Origin of the sequence: Mangrovicoccus ximenensis (assembly GCF_003056725.1) — a bacterium.
Taxonomy (GTDB): domain Bacteria; phylum Pseudomonadota; class Alphaproteobacteria; order Rhodobacterales; family Rhodobacteraceae; genus Mangrovicoccus; species Mangrovicoccus ximenensis.
The window spans coordinates 694,675-710,113 of sequence record NZ_QBKZ01000001.1 but is presented as its reverse complement, the minus strand read 5'-3'; the positions used below and the strand labels follow the sequence as shown (position 1 = coordinate 710,113).

Sequence of the window (15,439 nt, the reverse complement as noted above, 5' to 3'; positions counted from 1 at the left end):
AGCGCAGGGAGGACCCGAATGATCCATCAGTCCATCGCCACGATCGTGACAGCCCGCCCGCTCCAGACCGTATCTCCGGACGACACTGTCCGCGAGGCCTGCCACAAGCTCGTCGTCGCGCCCGAAGGGGCGGTTGCGGTCCTGGACGGCAGGGAGCTTGTCGGCATCGTATCCGAACATGACGTCATCGCCCGCGCGATCTGCGCGGAGCGGCCGACGACGGAAACTCCGGTCGCCGCGATCATGACCGCGGATCCGCGCTGCATCGACGTATCGGCGAGCCTCGCCGAGGCGATGCGGATCATGACCGACGGCGATTTCCGCCACCTGCCGGTCATGCTCGGCCGCGAGCTGGTCGGGATCCTGTCGATGCGGGACATCCCGACCCAGTACCGCCTTCTGGTGGAGCGGTTCTCGGAATTCCGAGACAGCGCGCTCGGCGCGGATGACCGGGTCACCATGCTGGTCTGAGACCGGACAGGCCCGGCCCCCGGCTGCGGGGGCCGCGCTCAGGCGGCCGACAGCTCGTCGTAGCAGGCCAGCGTCTTGGCGGCATACATCAGCGACGGGCCGCCGCCCATCTGCACGCACATCGACAGCATGTCCGAGATCTCTTCCCGGGTGGCGCCGCATTTCACCAGCGCCTCGGTATGGAAGGCGATGCAGGGCTCGCAGCGGTCGGCGACGGCAATCGCCAGCGCGATCAGCTCCAGCGTCTTCTTGTCGAGCGCGCTGCCGGTCTTGGCGGCCTTCGATAGGGCGCCGAAGCCCTTGCTCATCTCGGGGGCCGCCTGGTTGAGGCTGCGCAGGTTGGTTCTCATCTCGTCGAGCTTGTCGGCCCAGGTCATCGTCGGCCCCTTTCCGGGAATGGTTGCTGACGAAGACGTCTCTAGCGCGTCACAGATTGCAATAACTTGATCCAAGCTAAATTCCGCATCCCGAAGTCAGGAAAAACCGCGCCGGCGCCGGGGGTGCAGCAGCGCGGGCGTTAGGAGAGACTTAACGGGAAACCGGACTAGTTTGTAACGGGAGCATGACAGACCGTTTTGCCGCGGAATTCGGGAGGAGGAGCAGATGGTCATCAGAACTGTCGGAGACGTGGTGCGGGACCGACCCTTCGGCAGGGTGCTGCCGGGGCAGAGCCTGCGCGAGGCTTGCCGCGCGATGCGCGAGGCCGGGGACGGGGCGCTGGCGGTCATGGAGGAGGCCGCGCTTTGCGGCATTCTCTGCGAGACCGACGTGATCCACCGCGCGGTCTGCGAAGGCCTGCCGATGGACGGCACGCCGGTCAGCGACGTGATGAGCCGCGGCCCGGAGGTGATCGACGCGGCCGACAGCGTCGCCGCCGCGCTGCAGGCGATGCACCAGGGCGGGTTCCGCCACTTGCCGGTGCTCGAGGGCGCGATGGTGATCGGCATCCTGTCGATGCGCGACATCCCCACCGAATACCGCTACATGGCCGAGCGTTTCGCCCAGGCCCAGGCTGGTCCGCGGCCCTTGGGCGAGCGCGGCTACCGCCTGCTCTGAAACGGAAAAAGCGCGCGAGGGGCCTCGCGCGCTTCCGGTTCCGGTCCTTGGGACGGGATCAGTTCGGGATCTCGCCGGTCACGCCTTCGAGATAGAAGCTCATGCCCGCCAGCGCGCCGTCATCGGCAACCTCGCCCTCGGCCAGCCACGGCGTGCCGTCCTGCTTGTTCAGCGGGCCGGTGAACGGGTGGTAGGAGCCGTCGACGATCGAGTCCATGACCTCCTGCGCGGCCGCCTTCACCTCCTCGGGCATGGCGTCGGAGAACGCGCCGATGCCGACCATGCCGTCGGCGATGCCCGACCAGGTGGCCGCGGTTTCCCAGCTGCCGTCCATGACCGCCTGGACGCGCTCTTCGTAATAGGGCGCCCAGTCATCGATGATCGAGCTCAGCCGCGGGGCCGGGGCGTATTGCGCCATGTCCGCCGCCTGGCCGAAGCCGTAGCCGCCGGATTTCTCCAGCGTCGCCAGCGGCGCGGTGGAGTCGGTATGCGCCAGAACGACATCGACGCCCTGTTCGATCAGCGCCTGGGTGGCGTCGGCTTCCTTGGCCGGGTCGTACCAGGTGTTCAGCCAGACGACGCGGATCTCGACATCCGGGTTCACCTTCTTGGCGTGGATATAGGTCGAGTTGATGCCGCGGATGACTTCCGGGATCGGGAAGGAGGCGAGATAGCCGATCTTGTCGGTCTCGGTCATCATGCCGGCGATGGTGCCCATCACCGCGCGGCCCTCGTAGAAGCGCGCCGAGTAGTTGGCGAAGTTCGGGCCGGATTTGAAGCCGGTCGCGTGCTCGAACTTCACGTTCGGGAACTTGGCCGCGACGCTTTCCACCTGGTCCATGTAGCCGAAGGAGGTGGCGAAGATGATGTCGGCGCCGGTCAGCGCCATCTGGGTCAGGACGCGCTCCGCATCCGGGCCTTCGGGCACCGATTCCTGTTCGATCAGCTCGACCGCGTCGCCGAAATGCTCCTTCAGCTTGACGGCGGCCTCGTGATGGTGCTGCGACCAGCCGCCGTCATTGACCGGGCCGACATAGACGAAGCCGACCTTGACCGGCTCACCGTTCTGGGCGAGGGCCCCGGTCGCCGCGCCCATGGCGAGGGCGAGGCTGGTGGCCATGGCGGAAATGCTGGGAAATCTCATGTCTTTCCTTCCTGCTGCGTTCTTGCCGGGACTGTTCGATGAGCGCCGAGGTAATCACGGCGGCGGGGACGGCAATGACCCCCAGCCCGACGAATAGGATGGCCGAGGTGAAGAGCCTCCCCCCGGCGGTGATCGGATAGCTGTCGCCATAGCCCACGGTGGTGAAGCTGACGACCGCCCACCACATGCTTTCGGGGATCGACCCGAAGGCCTCGGGCTGGGCGTCATGCTCGAAGATGTAGATGCCGGTGGCGGCGATGTAGAGGACGATGCCCGCGAGCAGCGCGAAGACCGTCAGGTCGCCCTTGACCGAGGAGAGCGCCTCGATCAGCCGGTCAAGCGCATGCGCGGCGCGCAGGAGCTTCAGCAGCCGGAACAGCCGCACGATCCTGAGGGTCCTGAGCGCGGCCCATTGCGGATGCAGCAGCGCGAAGGCCGGCAGGCAGGCCATCAGATCGACGATGCCCCAGAAGCTGAAGATGTAGCGCAGCGGCCGCGGCGCGCAGATGATGCGGGTGATGTATTCCGCGGTGAAGACCGCCAGGATGACCCATTCGAAGACCGCCATCACCTCGCGCAGGAAGGGCGGCAGGTCGTCGATGGTCTCCAGGGTGATGGCGACGGCCGAGAGCACGATCGCCCCGTTCAGCGCGAAGGCGACGAGCCGCCCCAGACGGGGGTGCTCGCCTTCCAGCGCCTCTAGGATTTCGGCTCTCGTCATGGTTCCGTCCCCGGCTCAGCGCGATGCGTGGAAAGGCCGGCCCAGCGATCCGGGCGCGCCGGCCGCGGCACCCGCGGCGGACATGACGACCAGCACCAGGATCGTGACCAGATAGGGCGACATCGACAAGAGCTCCACCGGCACGTTGACGCCAGCGGCCTGCATGTTCAGCTGAAGGACCGTGATCCCGCCGAAGAGATAGGCGCCGATCAGCAGAGGGAACGGCCGCCAGGCGGCGAAGACGACCAGCGCCAGCGCGATCCAGCCCGCGCCCGCGGTCATGCCCTCGGTCCATTGCGGCACCCGCACGAGGCTCAGATAGGCGCCGCCGAGCCCGGCCATGGCGCCGCCGAACAGGATCGCCATCAGCCGGATGCGGGTCACCTTGTAGCCGAGCGCATGGGCGGCGGCATGGTTCTCGCCGACGGCGCGCAGGATCAGGCCGGGGCGCGAATAGCGCAGGAAGGCCCAGACCGCGGCGACGGCGAAGAGGCTGAAATAGACCATCAGGTCATGGTCGAAGAACATCGGCCCGATGACCGGCAGCTGCGACAGGCCGGGGATCGGCAGGTCGGGGGTGACGGGGGGCTTCAGCCCGACGAAGGCCTGGCCGAGCAGCGCCGAGAGCCCGAGGCCGAAGAGCGTCAGCGCCAGGCCGGTGGCGACCTGGTTCGACATCAGCCCTTGGGTCAGCGCGCCGAAGACCAGCGCCAGCGCCGCGCCGCCCGCCGCGCCGCCGAGGAAGCCCAGCGTCGGCGATCCGGTGGCGACCGCGGCCATGAAGCCGGTGATCGCGCCGGTGATCATCATGCCCTCGACCCCGAGGTTCAGCACGCCGGATTTCTCGACGACCAGCTCGCCGAGGCCCGCCAGCAGGATCGGGGTGGAGGCCGCCATCAGGAGCGGGATCAGGTTGATCAGCGAAATGTCCATCACGCGGCCCTCCCGGTGGCGATGCGCAGCCGGTAATGGCTGAAGACGTCGAAGGCGAGCAGGAAGAACAGCAGCATCCCCTGGAAGGCCTGGATCGCGGCGGCCGGCAGGCTCAGCATCAGCTGCGCCAGTTCCCCGCCGATATAGGTCAGCGCCATCAGCAGCCCGGCGAGCAGGATGCCGACCGGGTGGAGCCGCCCGAGGAAGGCGACGATGATCGCGGTGAAGCCGTAGCCCGCGCCGAAATCGATCGAGATCTTGCCTGCGGGACCGGCCACCTCGAAGAGCCCGGCCATGCCGGCCAGCGCGCCCGAGACGCCCATGCAGAACAGGATCAGCCGCGCCGGGTTGACGCCGGCGAGCTTCGCCGCGCGCGGGGCCTCGCCCGCCAGCTTGATGTGGAAGCCGAGGATGTGCCGCTGCAGCAGCACATAGGCGGCGATCACCGCGATCAGCGCGGCGACCACGCCCCAATGGATGCCGGTATTGGCGATGATCTCGGCATTGTGGGCCGACGGATAGGACTGCAGGTTGCGCGAGCCGGGGAAGCCGCCGCCCTCGGGGTTGCGCAGGAAGCCCACCGCCGCCGCCGAGAGGATCTGCTCGGCGACATAGACGAGGAGCAGCGAGACGAGGATCTCGTTGGTGTTGAACATGGTCCGCAGGAGGCCGGGGATCATCGCCCAGGCCCAGCCGCCCAGGGCGCCCGCGAGCACCATCAGCGGCAAGAGGACCGGCAGCTCCATCGGGTAGAGCGCCAGCGCCAGCCCGGCGCCCGCCAGCGCGCCCATGATGTACTGGCCTTCCGCGCCGATGTTCCAGATGCCCGCGCGGAAGCCCAAGGACAGCCCGATCGCGATCAGGATCAGCGGGCCGGCCTTGATCAGGAGCTGCGGCCGCGAATAGCTGCCGAATTGCGGCGAGAAGACCGGGTCCCAGAAGATCGTCTTGATCGCCAGCACCGGGTCCTTGCCGAGAAGCGCGAACATGATCGCGCCGGCGATCATCGTGGCCGCCACCGCCAGCAGCGGCGCGAGATAGGTCCAGGATTTCGAAGGCGCCGGGCGCCGTTCCAGCCGGATCATGCCACGGCCTCCTCTTCGGGGTCCCGGCCGCCCAGCATGAGCCCGAGGTCGTTCATCGTCAGTCCCTGCGCCGGTCGCGGCCGCACCATGCGGCCGTCGCAGATCGCGGTGATCCGGTCGCTGATCTCCATCAATTCGTCCAGGTCCTGGCTGATCGCGATCACCGCCGCGCCGTCCTCGGCCAGCTTGATCAGCGCCTTGCGGATATGCGCGGCGGCGGCGGCGTCGACGCCCCAGGTCGGCTGGTTGACGATCAGCAGCTGCGGCGCCTGCATCACCTCGCGGCCGACGACGAATTTCTGGAGGTTGCCGCCCGACAGCGCGCCGGCGGCGGTATGGGCGCCCGGGGTGCGCACGTCGAAGGCCTTGATGACGGTCTCGGCATAGCCCTTCACGCCGGCCCAGTCGATCCAGCCGCCCGGCGCCAGCTTCATCCGGAGCGCGGCGGTCATCAGCGCGTTGTCGGTCAGGCTCATGTCCGGGGCGGCGGCATGGCCGAGCCGTTCCTCAGGCGCCGAGAGGATGCCGATCGCGCGCCGCTCGTGCGGGCCGAGCCGGCCCACGGGCCTGCCGTCGAAGGTGACGGCATCCGGCGCGGTGCGGGTCTCGCCCGAGAGCACGGCGAAAAGCTCGTCCTGGCCGTTCCCGGCGACGCCGCCGATGCCGAGGATCTCGCCCTTGGCGACCGAGAAGCCGATCTCCTTCAGCGCGGTGCCGAACTGGCTGGCCGCCGGAAGCGACAGGCCGTCGACCGAGAGGACCTCGGCCCCCGGCGTGCCGGGATGCTTGACCGGCGTGTCGAGCTTGGCGGCGACCATCATCTCGGCCATGTCGCGCGCCGAGGTCTGGCTGGGCACGCAATCGCCCACCACCTTGCCGTGGCGCAGGATCGTGGCGGTGTCGCAGATCGCCCGGATCTCGTCGAGCTTGTGGGAAATGTAGAGGATCGCCGTGCCTTCGGAACTCAGCTGGCGCAGGGTGCGGAACAGGATCTCCACCTCCTGCGGGGTCAGCACCGAGGTCGGCTCGTCCATGATCAGGAGCCGCGGGTCCTGCAGCAGGCAGCGCACGATCTCGACCCGCTGGCGTTCGCCCGCGGAGAGGTCGCCGACCCGGCGATGCGGCGAGAGCGGCAGGCCGTAGGCCTCGGAGACCTCGCGGATCTGGCGCGCCAGCACCCGGCGCTTCGGCGGGGTCTCCATGCCGAGCGCGATGTTCTCGGCCACGGTCAGCGCATCGAAGAGCGAGAAATGCTGGAACACCATCGCGACGCCGGCCTGGCGCGCGGCCGAGGGCTCGGACGGCGCGTAGCGCAGCCCGTCGAGCACCATGGTCCCGGCATCGGGCGTGACCAGCCCGTAGATGGTCTTGACCAGCGTCGATTTTCCGGCGCCGTTCTCGCCCAGCAGGGCATGCACCTCGCCCTTCCGGATCCGGAAGGACACGTCGGAATTGGCCACCACTCCGGGATAGGCCTTGGTCACCCCTTCGATGACCAGCAGGTCGTCTGTCGATGTCACCCGGTACGGTCCTGTCTTGCTGTGATTTCCTCGCCTTGCTCCGTCAGTAGCGCGGCAGCGATGCCCACGGCAATCGCCTGCGGATGTTTGCCCAGGGCAGGGTTGCCGATTGGACATGCGATCCGCGCCACCGTGGCCGGTGCATGGCCGAGCTGCGCCAGCCGCGACCGGAACCGCGTCCATTTCGTCGCCGAGCCGATCAGCCCGATCCGGCCCTGTCCGCGCGCCAGCGCCGCGTGGCAGAGCGCCAGGTCCAGCTCGTGCGAATAGGTCAGGATCAGGACTTCGGCATCCTGCGGGGCCAGCGCCAGCGCGCGCGCCGGATCGGGGGCGGGCAGGGCGGTGACGCCCCCGGGAATGGCTGCGGGAAAGCGCTCCGGTCCGGTATCGACCCATGTGATTGCGAAATCGGGCAGCGGGCGCAGCACCTCGACCAGCGCCCGGCCGACATGGCCCGCGCCGAAGATCCAGAGCGGCCGCCGCGGCGGCGTTTCCGGCTCGATCAGCCCAGCCCCATCGCGGCCGAGCCGAACAGCTTGCGCGGGATCGCCGGACGCCGCGCCACGGTGCGCGCGTCATAGGCGGCCTCGGCGCGGATGCCCTCGCGGGTCAGCCAGGCCGAGAGCATCATCGCGCCGAAGGCGGCCAGATCGGCGGCCATCTCCATCGGCGGCGAGAAGAAGGCGGGGATGACGAAGAGGAAGGGCAGGGCGAACAGGATGTTGACCCGCGCGCCGAGACGCGTGGGGACCTTGCCCTGCCAGGGGTGGGCGCGGGGCGCTGCCTTTTCGGCCGGGTCGGGGCTGTAGCTGCCAGCGTAGCGCCGCGCCATCAGCCAGCCCCCCCGAAAGCCACGTAGACGATCAGCGCCAGCAGAAGGAAGAATGCGATCCGTTGCAAATGAGTCTCCGCCTGTCGTTCCGGCCCGCACCCTGCCTCCGGCGGGACCGGACCCCTTCATAGATAGGGGGGAGCGGGCGAAGGTAAAAGTGAACTTGGCTTGACCGGGGCGGATTGCGCGGAACTCCGTGCATTCCGCTGCGTCAATAGGCCGGACGGGCAGCCATCAGGCAAAGAAAAAGGGGCGCCAGGCGCCCCTCGTCTCCGGTTCCGGTCCGCTTACTTGGCGGTCGGGCCGATCATCATGACCATCTGGCGGCCTTCCATCTTCGGCATGTTCTCGACCTTGCCGATTTCCTTCACGTCGTCGGCGACGCGCTCCAGAAGTTCGCGGCCGAGGTTCTGGTGGGCCATTTCGCGGCCGCGGAAGCGCAGGGTGACCTTCACCTTGTCGCCCTTTTCCAGAAACTTGAAGACGTTCTTCATCTTCACATCGTAGTCGTGGGTGTCAGTCCCCGGACGGAACTTGACTTCCTTGACCTCGATGATCTTCTGCTTCTTGCGGGCCTCGCTTTCCCGCTTCTGGGTCTCGTACTTGTATTTGCCGAAATCCATGATCTTGCAGACCGGCGGCGTCGCGTTGGGCGAGATTTCCACCAGGTCAAGACCTGCGCGCTCGGCAAGTTCCATGCCGCGCGAGGGCGTGCAGAGACCGACGTTTTCGCCGTCTGCACCGATAAGCCGGATTTCAGGCGCCCGGATCCGTCCATTGATGCGGGGGCCGGTGTCACGCGTCGGGGGCGCGTTATGGGGTCTGCGAGCTATGTCGACGTTCCTTCGATGGTGGTCGGGATTGGTGCGTAAAGATAGAGCCGCAAACGCAGCGTTTCAAGCGCGATCTGCCCCGTTTTCAGGGGAAAATCGCGCTTCCGCTGCGTTTGCGGCTGTTGCCGGCGTGTCAGCCGACGAAGGCTTTCTCGACCACGAACTGCTGCGGGTCGGAATTGGCGCCTTCCTCGAGGCCATAGCCTTCGAGAATTTCCTTAAGATCGAGATTCAGGCCCATCGAGCCGCAGATCATCGCGCGGTCGATCGCCGGATCCATCTTGCCTGCGTCGATGCCCAGATCGCGGAACACGGTGCCGTCCTTCAGCAGCGTGGTGATCCGGCCCATCTTCGGGCTCTCCTCGCGGGTGGTGGTCGGGTAGTAGCGGATCTTCTTCCAGAAGCCCTCGCCGATCAGCTCGTTGAGGAGCTCGTCGGTCTTCAGGCTCTCGATCAGCTCGGCGCCATAGCTCAGCTCGGCCACGTCGCGGCAGGTATGGGTGATCACGATCTCGTCGTAATCCTCGTAGGTCTGCGGCTCGCGCAGCAGCGACGCGAAGGGCGCGAAGCCGGTGCCGGTGGAGAAGAACCACAGCCGCTTGCCCGGCAGCAGCGCGTCATGCACCAGCGTGCCGACGGGCTTCGGGCGCAGGATGATCTGGTCGCCGACCTTCAGGTGCTGCAGCTTCGAGGTCAGCGGGCCGTCCTGGACCTTGATCGAGTAGAATTCCAGCTCCTCGTCCCAGGAGGGGGAGGCGATGGAATACGCGCGCAGCAGCGGCTTCTGCTTGCCGGTCTTGGGGTCGGGATCGCCCATCAGGCCGATCATCACGAATTCGCCCGAGCGGAAGCGCAGGCTGGCAGGCCGGGTGCAGCGGAAGCGGAACAGCCGGTCGGTGTAATGCTGGACCTCGGTCACGGTCTGTGCGTCGGGCAGGGTCACCGGCTTGGAGGTGATGGCGGAATCGGTCATGTTTTCTTGAATCGTCATACTCTCGGCCTTCATCGCATGGGGGTGCGCTGCTGCATAGCAGCATAAAGCGCACAGCCGTTACATCTTTCCTTGATCCAGATCAGCCGCGCAGGCGGGCCTGGTGGTGGAACGCGCTCCAGTCGGCGCGGAACGTCCACTGGTCCTCGGGCTGGCGGGCGGCGAGCTCCTCGGAGATCTCCACCTCGTCGATGCCCATCCGGCGGGCCATCGCGTACTGGTCGGCGATGACATGGCCCTTGGCGCGCAGGCGGCCCTGGAAGCCCATGCGGCGCAGCTGGCCGGCAAGGGTGAAGCCGCGCCCGTCGGCGAAGCTGGGGAAGTCGATGCGGATCAGGTCGATCTGGCCGACCCGGTCCTTCAGCTCGGCGACATTGCCGTCCGAGGGCACATCCACGGCCAGCGGGCCGTCATGCTCGGCCGGAAGCTCGCCCATGGCGATGAAGCCGGCGGTCCAGTCTTCGGCGGCGAAGCCGCTGTCCGTGACGATCACGCTCATGCTGCGTCTCCTTTCGGCAGCGGACCGCGCACGATCTTGCCGTTGATGAAGTGAATCCCGCATTCCTCCTTCTCCTGGTTGCGCCAGCGCCCCGAGCGCGGGTCTTCGCCCGGCGCCACCTTGGACGTGCACGGCGCGCAGCCGATGGAGGGATAGCCCTGGGCCACCAGCGGGTGGCGGGGCAGGCGGTTGTTGACCATGTAATCCTGGACATCCTGCGGCGCCCAATGCGCCAGCGGGTTGACCTTGATCCGGTTGGGGCCGTCGGCCTCGAAGAATTCCAGCGCCGCGCGGGTCGAGCTCTGGAACCGCTTGCGCCCGGTGATCCAGGCGTCGAAGCGCGACAGGGCATGTTCCAGCGGCACGGTCTTGCGCAGGTTGCAGCAGGCATCGGTGTCCTGCGTGTGCAGCAGCCCGTCGGGGTCATGCGCCTCGAGCTGCACCTGGGTCGCGGTGATCCGGCGGATGTCGGACAGGCCCAGCTTGTCGGCCACCTCGGTCTGGTAGTCGAGGGTTTCCTGGAACAGCATGTGGGTGTCGATGAACAGCACCGGGGTCTCCGGGTTGATCACCGCCACCATGTGCAGGAGCGCCACGGATTCGGCGCCGAAGCTGGAGACCATGGCGATCCGTCCGACCTGGGGGTCGGACAGCGCGCGTTCGAGCACGGAGGTGGCCGAGTGGTGCCGGTACCTGTCGTTCAGGTAGGCAACCCGGTCCTCCGTGGGGGGGAGGGGGACGGCTTCAAGCGGCACGGGCACGGCCTTTCGCGTCTTCGCCGTAGAGGGCCAACTTGAACGGGTTGATGCCCACGCGGCGGTAGCAGTCGAGGAAGCGCTCTTCGGCGCTCTCGCGCTCTTTCAGGTAGGTCTCGACGATCTTCTCGATCGCCGGGACGATCTCGTCATAGGCGAAGCCCGGTCCGGTGCGCTCGCCGATGGCTGCGGTCTCGGTGCCGTCGCCGCCCAGCGTGATCTGGTAGTTCTCCACGCCCGCGCGGTCGAGGCCGAGAATGCCGATATGGCCGACATGGTGGTGGCCGCAGGCATTGATGCAGCCCGAGATCTTGATCTTCATCTCGCCGATCTCGTGCTCGAGCTTCAGCTCGTCGAAGCGGGTCGCGATCTGCTCGGCCACCGGGATCGAGCGGGCCGTCGCCAGCGCGCAGTAATCCATGCCCGGGCAGGCGATGATGTCCGAGATCAGGCCGACATTGGCCGTGGCCAGCCCGGCGCGCAGCAGCTCGGCATGGACCAGCGGCAGGTCCGACTTGTGGACATGCGGCAGGATCACGTTCTGCTCGTGGCTGATGCGCAGCTCGTCATGGCCGTAGCGGCGGGCGAGATCCGCCATCACGCGCATCTGGTCGGCCGAGGCGTCGCCCGGGGTCTGGCCGTGGGCCTTCAGCGAGATGGTGACGATCGCATAGCCGTCGACGCGGTGCTCGGCCAGGTTGGTATCCGCCCAGGAGCGGAAGACCGGGTCGGCGCCATAGGCGGCGTCAAAGGCTTCGGCGGTCGCGTTGCGGAAGGCCGGTGCCGTGAATTCCTTCTCGATCGAGGCCAAGATCTCCTGGTCGACGCCGGTGAATTCCGGACGGATCTCGGCGAAGCGCTCTTCGACCAGCGCGCGGAACGTGTCGAGCCCGTTCTCGGCGACGGTGATCTTGATGCGCGCCTTGTACTTGTTGTCGCGGCGGCCGAGCGTGTTCCAGACCGAGACGATCGCCTCGCAATAGGGCAGCAGGTCGGCTTTCGGCAGGAATTCGTTGATCACCTTGCCGACCATCGGGGTGCGGCCGAGGCCGCCGCCGACGATCACCTCGAAGCCGGGCTCGCCCGCCTCGTTGCGGACCATGCGCAGGCCGATGTCATGCGCCTTGGTCACGGCGCGGTCGTTCGGGCTGCCGGTGATGGCGATCTTGAACTTGCGCGGCATGAACTGGAATTCCGGGTGGTCGGTCGACCACTGGCGCAGCAGTTCGGCGACGGGACGCGGATCCTCGATCTCGTCGGCGGCGGCGCCGGCGAAATGGTCCGCGGTCACGTTGCGGATCGTGTTCCCCGAGGTCTGGATCGCATGCATGCCGACATCGGCCAGCGCCTCCAGGATGGCGGGCACGTCCGGCAGCTTCGGCCAGTTGTACTGGATGTTCTGGCGGGTGGTGAAATGGCCGTAGCCCTTGTCCCACTTCTCCGCGATATAGGCCAGCTGGTCCATCTTGGCGCTGTCGAGCGTGCCATAGGGGATGGCCACGCGCAGCATGTAGGCGTGGAGCTGCAGGTAGAGCCCGTTCATGAGCCGGAGCGGCTTGAATTCGTCCTCGGTCAGCGACCCGTCGATGCGGCGTTCGACCTGCTGGGCGAACTCGGCAACGCGGCGGCGGACATAGGCGTCGTCATACTCGGAATACGTGTACATGAGCGGGCTCCTGATAAGGGCTTGCGCGGGCTCAGGCCCGGGTTTCCTGTTTGCCGTGGGCGTAGTTCGACGGCCCCTTGGCGCGGAAGGCTTCGCGGAAATGCACGGGCTCGGGTCCGTCCGGACCGGCCTTGGCATCCGCCAGATAGGCGCCGACGACCTTTGCGGGCTGGCCGCTGGCGAAGAGCAGGCGCAGCTGGGCATGCGCCTCGTCCTCGATCAGTTCCGCCTCGTTGTGGTGGCGGGTCCACTGATCCGTCTCGGTCAGATAGATCACGTCGCCTTCGATCAGGTCGTTGGCGGTGACGACCTTCGGGGTGAATGCACGGGCCATGGGGCGTCCTTCAGTCTCTGGTTGGGGGTTATATAGAACAAATTCCCCGATTCACGCTAGGTTCCCCTCCAAATAAGAACTTTGTCCCGCGCAATGTCGCATGCTAGGATAATCTTGCTCTTTCAGGGAGGGATTGGCCATGGCTGTTCAGCTCGACGCCGTAGATCGCAGAATTCTGGACGCTCTGCAACGCGATGCCAGCCAGTCGCTGGACGAAATCGCCCGCCGGGTCGGCGCGTCGAAGACCCCGGTCTGGAACCGCATCCGCAAGCTGCGCGAGGCCGGGGTGATCACCGCCGACACGGTGATCCTCGACCCCGAGGCGCTGGGTCTGGAGGCCTGTTTCTTCGTGCTGATCCGCACCTCCGAGCACGAGGCCGAATGGCAGCAGAAGTTCCTGAAAACGCTGCGCGAAAGACCGGAGGTTCTGGAGGCGCACCGGCTGGCCGGCGACATCGACTACATCCTCAAGGTCCGCGTGGCGAATGCCCGGGCCTATGACGAATTCTATCAGGCGCTGATCAAGGAGGTGCGGATCTTCAACGTCACCGCGCTCCTGTCGATGGAAGAGATCAAGGCGACCACCTCGCTGCCCATTCCCGGTCTCGGCGAAGACTGAGCTTCGCCGGACGCGCGTGCTGTGGCATGATTCCCCTGGGGCAACCAGGGAGGGCGGCATGGCCGGGACGGGTCTTCTGGTCGGAACCACCAAGGGTCTATTCCTGATCGACGGCGGCGATGGCTGGCGGGTCTCCGGGCCGTTCTGCGGCGGCTGGCCGGTCAACCATGCGATCGGGCTGGGCGGCCGGATCTGGGCGGCGGGCGGCAGCGGCTGGTTCGGCGCGGGCGTCTGGCGGTCGGAGGATGGCGGGGCCAGCTGGCAGAGGACGGCCCGCTCTGCGCCGCCGCCGAGGCGATCCTGCGCGCCCAGGCGCGCGGCGCCGCCAATCCCACGGCGCTTGCGCGGCTGCGCAACATGGTGCAGAGCCGCCTCGACCAGCAGATCGCGATCTGAGCCGCCCGGGCGGGGACGAAAGCGTTGCCTTGGATCCGGTGTTCGCTTAGTGTTCGTGAAGACCCACGAACAAGCAGGACGACATCTGGCGCATGACCAATGAAGCGGCCCTAGATTTATGCAAATTTCTCGGGAATGACCGCTTCGGCACGGTTCTCGCGGACCCGCCCTGGCGGTTTGCCAACCGCACCGGCAAGGTCGCGCCCGAGCATCGGCGCCTGACCCGCTATCCGACGATGGAGCTGCAGGACATCTGCGCCCTGCCGGTTGCGGATTTCCTCGCCGACCGGGCGCATTGCTACATGTGGGTGCCGAATGCGCTGCTGCCCGAAGGACTGCAGGTGCTGGCCGCCTGGGGATTCGAATACAAGTCGAACATCGTCTGGCACAAGGTGCGCAAGGATGGCGGCTCGGACGGGCGCGGCGTCGGCTTCTACTTCCGCAACGTGACGGAATTGCTGCTTTTCGGCACGCGCGGCAGCAATGCCCGCACCCTCGCCCCGGCGCGCAGCCAGGTGAACATGTTGCAAACCCGCAAGCGTGAACACTCGCGCAAACCCGATGAGCAGTACGAACTGATTGAATCCTGCTCGTGGGGGCCGTATCTGGAGCTCTTCGGCCGCGGCGTCCGGAAAGGCTGGACGGTCTGGGGCAACCAGGCCGATGCAGACTACAAACCGGACTGGAAGACCTACGCCCATAATTCGGCGATTGCGGCGGAGTGACGGAAATGGATGGCAGCCCCCCGATGCATTGCGAGATTGCCTCAGTCGAGGTCTGCGCCGGAGCCGGCGGACAGGCCCTTGGCCTGGAACGCGCCGGCTTCGCGCATGAAGCCCTGGTGGAGGTCGAGGCCGTCTGCCGCAAGACGCTCAGCTTCAACCGCCCGGAATGGCGGGTGCTGTCGGGCGACCAGGCGAATCTGAAGACCTTCGACGCCCGCCCGTATCGCGGCATCGACCTCTTGGCCGGCGGCCTGCCCTGCCCGCCCTTCTCCAAGGCCGGCAAGCAGCTCGGCGCCGAGGACGAACGCAACCTCTTCCCCGATTTCCTGCGCGCCGTCGACGAAAGCCGCCCGCGCGCGATCATGGTGGAAAACGTCCGCGGCTTCCTCGACCCGACCTTCGAGGATTTCCGCAACGATTTCCGCAAGGCGCTGGAAAAGCTCGGCTACACGGTTGGCTGGCGGCTCTATTCGGCCTCGGATTTCGGCGTCAGCCAGCTGCGCCCGCGGGTGGTGATCGTCGGCATGTCGAAAGGCGCCGAATTCGAATGGCCCGAGCCGCAGAAGGACACCGCCCCGTCGGTCGGCCAGCTGCTGCGCGACCAGATGGCCGAGGGTGGCTGGGAAGGCGCCGATGCCTGGGCCGAAAAGGCCAACCAGATCGCCCCGACCATCGTCGGCGGCTCGCTGAAGCATGGCGGCCCCGACCTCGGCCCGACCCGCGCGCGCAATGCCTGGGCCAAGCTTGGCGTCGACGGGCGCAGCCTCGCCGACGGGGCCGGGGCCAGCGAGGCAAGCGCCAGGCCGGGCTGTTCGCGCAGCGCCAGCGTGCCATGGCAGGCTTCGCGCGGGGCATGGCG

The 15,439-nt window shown here is 67.2% G+C and carries 18 protein-coding genes and 1 pseudogene; 5 read left to right on the top strand and 14 right to left on the bottom strand.

Going from position 1 to position 15,439, the window contains the following annotated elements; genetic code table 11:
- Nucleotides 1–18: 18 nt before the first annotated feature.
- Nucleotides 19–471 (top strand): CBS domain-containing protein, encoded by a 453-nt coding sequence (locus C7T91_RS03985; protein ID WP_108258075.1) that lies wholly within the window; start codon nucleotides 19–21, stop codon nucleotides 469–471.
- A 38-nt stretch (nucleotides 472–509) separates the two neighbouring features.
- Here the strand turns inward: C7T91_RS03985 and C7T91_RS03980 are convergent, their stop codons facing one another.
- Entirely contained in the window at nucleotides 510–848 is a 339-nt protein-coding gene (locus C7T91_RS03980; RefSeq protein WP_108258074.1) for a carboxymuconolactone decarboxylase family protein, read from the bottom strand.
- A gap of 226 nt (nucleotides 849–1,074) precedes the next feature.
- Here C7T91_RS03980 and C7T91_RS03975 point away from each other — a divergent pair, with 226 nt between their 5' ends.
- Nucleotides 1,075–1,527: a CBS domain-containing protein gene (locus C7T91_RS03975; protein ID WP_108258073.1), complete on the top strand. Its 453-nt coding sequence runs from the start codon at nucleotides 1,075–1,077 to the stop codon at nucleotides 1,525–1,527.
- Nucleotides 1,528–1,585: 58 nt separating this feature from the next.
- Here C7T91_RS03975 and C7T91_RS03970 read toward each other — a convergent pair whose 3' ends face one another.
- The 13 genes from C7T91_RS03970 to C7T91_RS03910 form a co-directional block, all read right to left on the bottom strand.
- Complete coding sequence (locus tag C7T91_RS03970) at nucleotides 1,586–2,671, bottom strand: BMP family ABC transporter substrate-binding protein (protein WP_108258072.1); 1,086 nt, start codon at nucleotides 2,669–2,671, stop codon at nucleotides 1,586–1,588.
- Nucleotides 2,586–3,392 (bottom strand): ion transporter, encoded by an 807-nt coding sequence (locus tag C7T91_RS03965; RefSeq protein WP_108258071.1) that lies wholly within the window; start codon nucleotides 3,390–3,392, stop codon nucleotides 2,586–2,588. Before C7T91_RS03965 ends, C7T91_RS03970 begins: the two co-directional genes overlap by 86 nt.
- Before the next feature lie 15 nt (nucleotides 3,393–3,407).
- Nucleotides 3,408–4,325, bottom strand: coding sequence for an ABC transporter permease (locus tag C7T91_RS03960; RefSeq protein WP_108258070.1), 918 nt, complete (start codon nucleotides 4,323–4,325; stop codon nucleotides 3,408–3,410).
- Nucleotides 4,325–5,410 (bottom strand): ABC transporter permease, encoded by a 1,086-nt coding sequence (locus C7T91_RS03955; protein ID WP_108258069.1) that lies wholly within the window; start codon nucleotides 5,408–5,410, stop codon nucleotides 4,325–4,327. Before C7T91_RS03955 ends, C7T91_RS03960 begins: the two co-directional genes overlap by 1 nt.
- Nucleotides 5,407–6,930, bottom strand: a complete 1,524-nt coding sequence (locus C7T91_RS03950) for an ABC transporter ATP-binding protein (RefSeq protein ID WP_201742004.1) — start codon at nucleotides 6,928–6,930, stop codon at nucleotides 5,407–5,409. The genes C7T91_RS03955 and C7T91_RS03950 overlap by 4 nt, the downstream gene beginning before the upstream one ends.
- Complete coding sequence (locus C7T91_RS03945) at nucleotides 6,927–7,367, bottom strand: XdhC family protein (RefSeq protein ID WP_407943256.1); 441 nt, start codon at nucleotides 7,365–7,367, stop codon at nucleotides 6,927–6,929. Before C7T91_RS03945 ends, C7T91_RS03950 begins: the two co-directional genes overlap by 4 nt.
- A 65-nt stretch (nucleotides 7,368–7,432) precedes the next feature.
- Nucleotides 7,433–7,762 carry a hypothetical protein gene (locus tag C7T91_RS03940; protein ID WP_108258067.1) on the bottom strand — a complete coding sequence of 110 codons (330 nt, stop codon included), beginning with the start codon at nucleotides 7,760–7,762 and terminating at the stop codon, nucleotides 7,433–7,435.
- Between the two features lie 287 nt (nucleotides 7,763–8,049).
- Nucleotides 8,050–8,544, bottom strand: coding sequence for a translation initiation factor IF-3 (gene infC, locus C7T91_RS03935; RefSeq protein WP_269100157.1), 495 nt, complete (start codon nucleotides 8,542–8,544; stop codon nucleotides 8,050–8,052).
- Nucleotides 8,545–8,728: 184 nt separating this feature from the next.
- Entirely contained in the window at nucleotides 8,729–9,568 is an 840-nt protein-coding gene (locus C7T91_RS03930) for a ferredoxin--NADP reductase (protein WP_236637961.1), read from the bottom strand.
- A gap of 100 nt (nucleotides 9,569–9,668) precedes the next feature.
- Nucleotides 9,669–10,085: a DUF934 domain-containing protein gene (locus C7T91_RS03925; RefSeq protein ID WP_108258064.1), complete on the bottom strand. Its 417-nt coding sequence runs from the start codon at nucleotides 10,083–10,085 to the stop codon at nucleotides 9,669–9,671.
- Nucleotides 10,082–10,840: a phosphoadenylyl-sulfate reductase gene (locus tag C7T91_RS03920; protein ID WP_108258063.1), complete on the bottom strand. Its 759-nt coding sequence runs from the start codon at nucleotides 10,838–10,840 to the stop codon at nucleotides 10,082–10,084. Before C7T91_RS03920 ends, C7T91_RS03925 begins: the two co-directional genes overlap by 4 nt.
- Nucleotides 10,830–12,506 carry a nitrite/sulfite reductase gene (locus tag C7T91_RS03915; RefSeq protein ID WP_108258062.1) on the bottom strand — a complete coding sequence of 559 codons (1,677 nt, stop codon included), beginning with the start codon at nucleotides 12,504–12,506 and terminating at the stop codon, nucleotides 10,830–10,832. The genes C7T91_RS03920 and C7T91_RS03915 overlap by 11 nt, the downstream gene beginning before the upstream one ends.
- 31 nt (nucleotides 12,507–12,537) lie before the next feature.
- Complete coding sequence (locus C7T91_RS03910; RefSeq protein WP_108258061.1) at nucleotides 12,538–12,840, bottom strand: DUF2849 domain-containing protein; 303 nt, start codon at nucleotides 12,838–12,840, stop codon at nucleotides 12,538–12,540.
- A 139-nt stretch (nucleotides 12,841–12,979) separates the two neighbouring features.
- Between C7T91_RS03910 and C7T91_RS03905 the strand changes: the two genes are divergently transcribed.
- The 3 genes and pseudogenes from C7T91_RS03905 to C7T91_RS33265 form a co-directional block, all read left to right on the top strand.
- On the top strand, nucleotides 12,980–13,459 hold the full coding sequence (locus C7T91_RS03905; RefSeq protein ID WP_108258060.1) for an Lrp/AsnC family transcriptional regulator: 480 nt from the start codon (nucleotides 12,980–12,982) through the stop codon (nucleotides 13,457–13,459).
- Nucleotides 13,460–13,947: 488 nt separating this feature from the next.
- A complete protein-coding gene (locus tag C7T91_RS03895) occupies nucleotides 13,948–14,580 on the top strand; it encodes an MT-A70 family methyltransferase (RefSeq protein WP_108258059.1) in 633 nt (210 codons plus the stop codon).
- A 5-nt stretch (nucleotides 14,581–14,585) separates the two neighbouring features.
- A pseudogene (locus C7T91_RS33265) lies at nucleotides 14,586–15,191 on the top strand (DNA cytosine methyltransferase); the annotation flags it as partial.
- Between the last annotated feature and the right edge of the window lie 248 nt (nucleotides 15,192–15,439).

What these genes read in the sequence shown, in the direction of transcription:
- C7T91_RS03985 (WP_108258075.1), top strand. Translation starts at nt 19, where the DNA reads ATGATCCATCAGTCCATCGCCACGATCGTGACAGCCCGCCCGCTCCAG.
- C7T91_RS03980 (WP_108258074.1), bottom strand. Translation starts at nt 848, where the DNA reads ATGACCTGGGCCGACAAGCTCGACGAGATGAGAACCAACCTGCGCAGC.
- C7T91_RS03975 (WP_108258073.1), top strand. Translation starts at nt 1,075, where the DNA reads ATGGTCATCAGAACTGTCGGAGACGTGGTGCGGGACCGACCCTTCGGC.
- C7T91_RS03970 (WP_108258072.1), bottom strand. Translation starts at nt 2,671, where the DNA reads ATGAGATTTCCCAGCATTTCCGCCATGGCCACCAGCCTCGCCCTCGCC.
- C7T91_RS03965 (WP_108258071.1), bottom strand. Translation starts at nt 3,392, where the DNA reads ATGACGAGAGCCGAAATCCTAGAGGCGCTGGAAGGCGAGCACCCCCGT.
- C7T91_RS03960 (WP_108258070.1), bottom strand. Translation starts at nt 4,325, where the DNA reads ATGGACATTTCGCTGATCAACCTGATCCCGCTCCTGATGGCGGCCTCC.
- C7T91_RS03955 (WP_108258069.1), bottom strand. Translation starts at nt 5,410, where the DNA reads ATGATCCGGCTGGAACGGCGCCCGGCGCCTTCGAAATCCTGGACCTAT.
- C7T91_RS03940 (WP_108258067.1), bottom strand. Translation starts at nt 7,762, where the DNA reads ATGGCGCGGCGCTACGCTGGCAGCTACAGCCCCGACCCGGCCGAAAAG.
- C7T91_RS03930 (WP_236637961.1), bottom strand. Translation starts at nt 9,568, where the DNA reads ATGACCGATTCCGCCATCACCTCCAAGCCGGTGACCCTGCCCGACGCA.
- C7T91_RS03925 (WP_108258064.1), bottom strand. Translation starts at nt 10,085, where the DNA reads ATGAGCGTGATCGTCACGGACAGCGGCTTCGCCGCCGAAGACTGGACC.
- C7T91_RS03915 (WP_108258062.1), bottom strand. Translation starts at nt 12,506, where the DNA reads ATGTACACGTATTCCGAGTATGACGACGCCTATGTCCGCCGCCGCGTT.
- C7T91_RS03910 (WP_108258061.1), bottom strand. Translation starts at nt 12,840, where the DNA reads ATGGCCCGTGCATTCACCCCGAAGGTCGTCACCGCCAACGACCTGATC.
- C7T91_RS03905 (WP_108258060.1), top strand. Translation starts at nt 12,980, where the DNA reads ATGGCTGTTCAGCTCGACGCCGTAGATCGCAGAATTCTGGACGCTCTG.
- C7T91_RS03895 (WP_108258059.1), top strand. Translation starts at nt 13,948, where the DNA reads ATGACCAATGAAGCGGCCCTAGATTTATGCAAATTTCTCGGGAATGAC.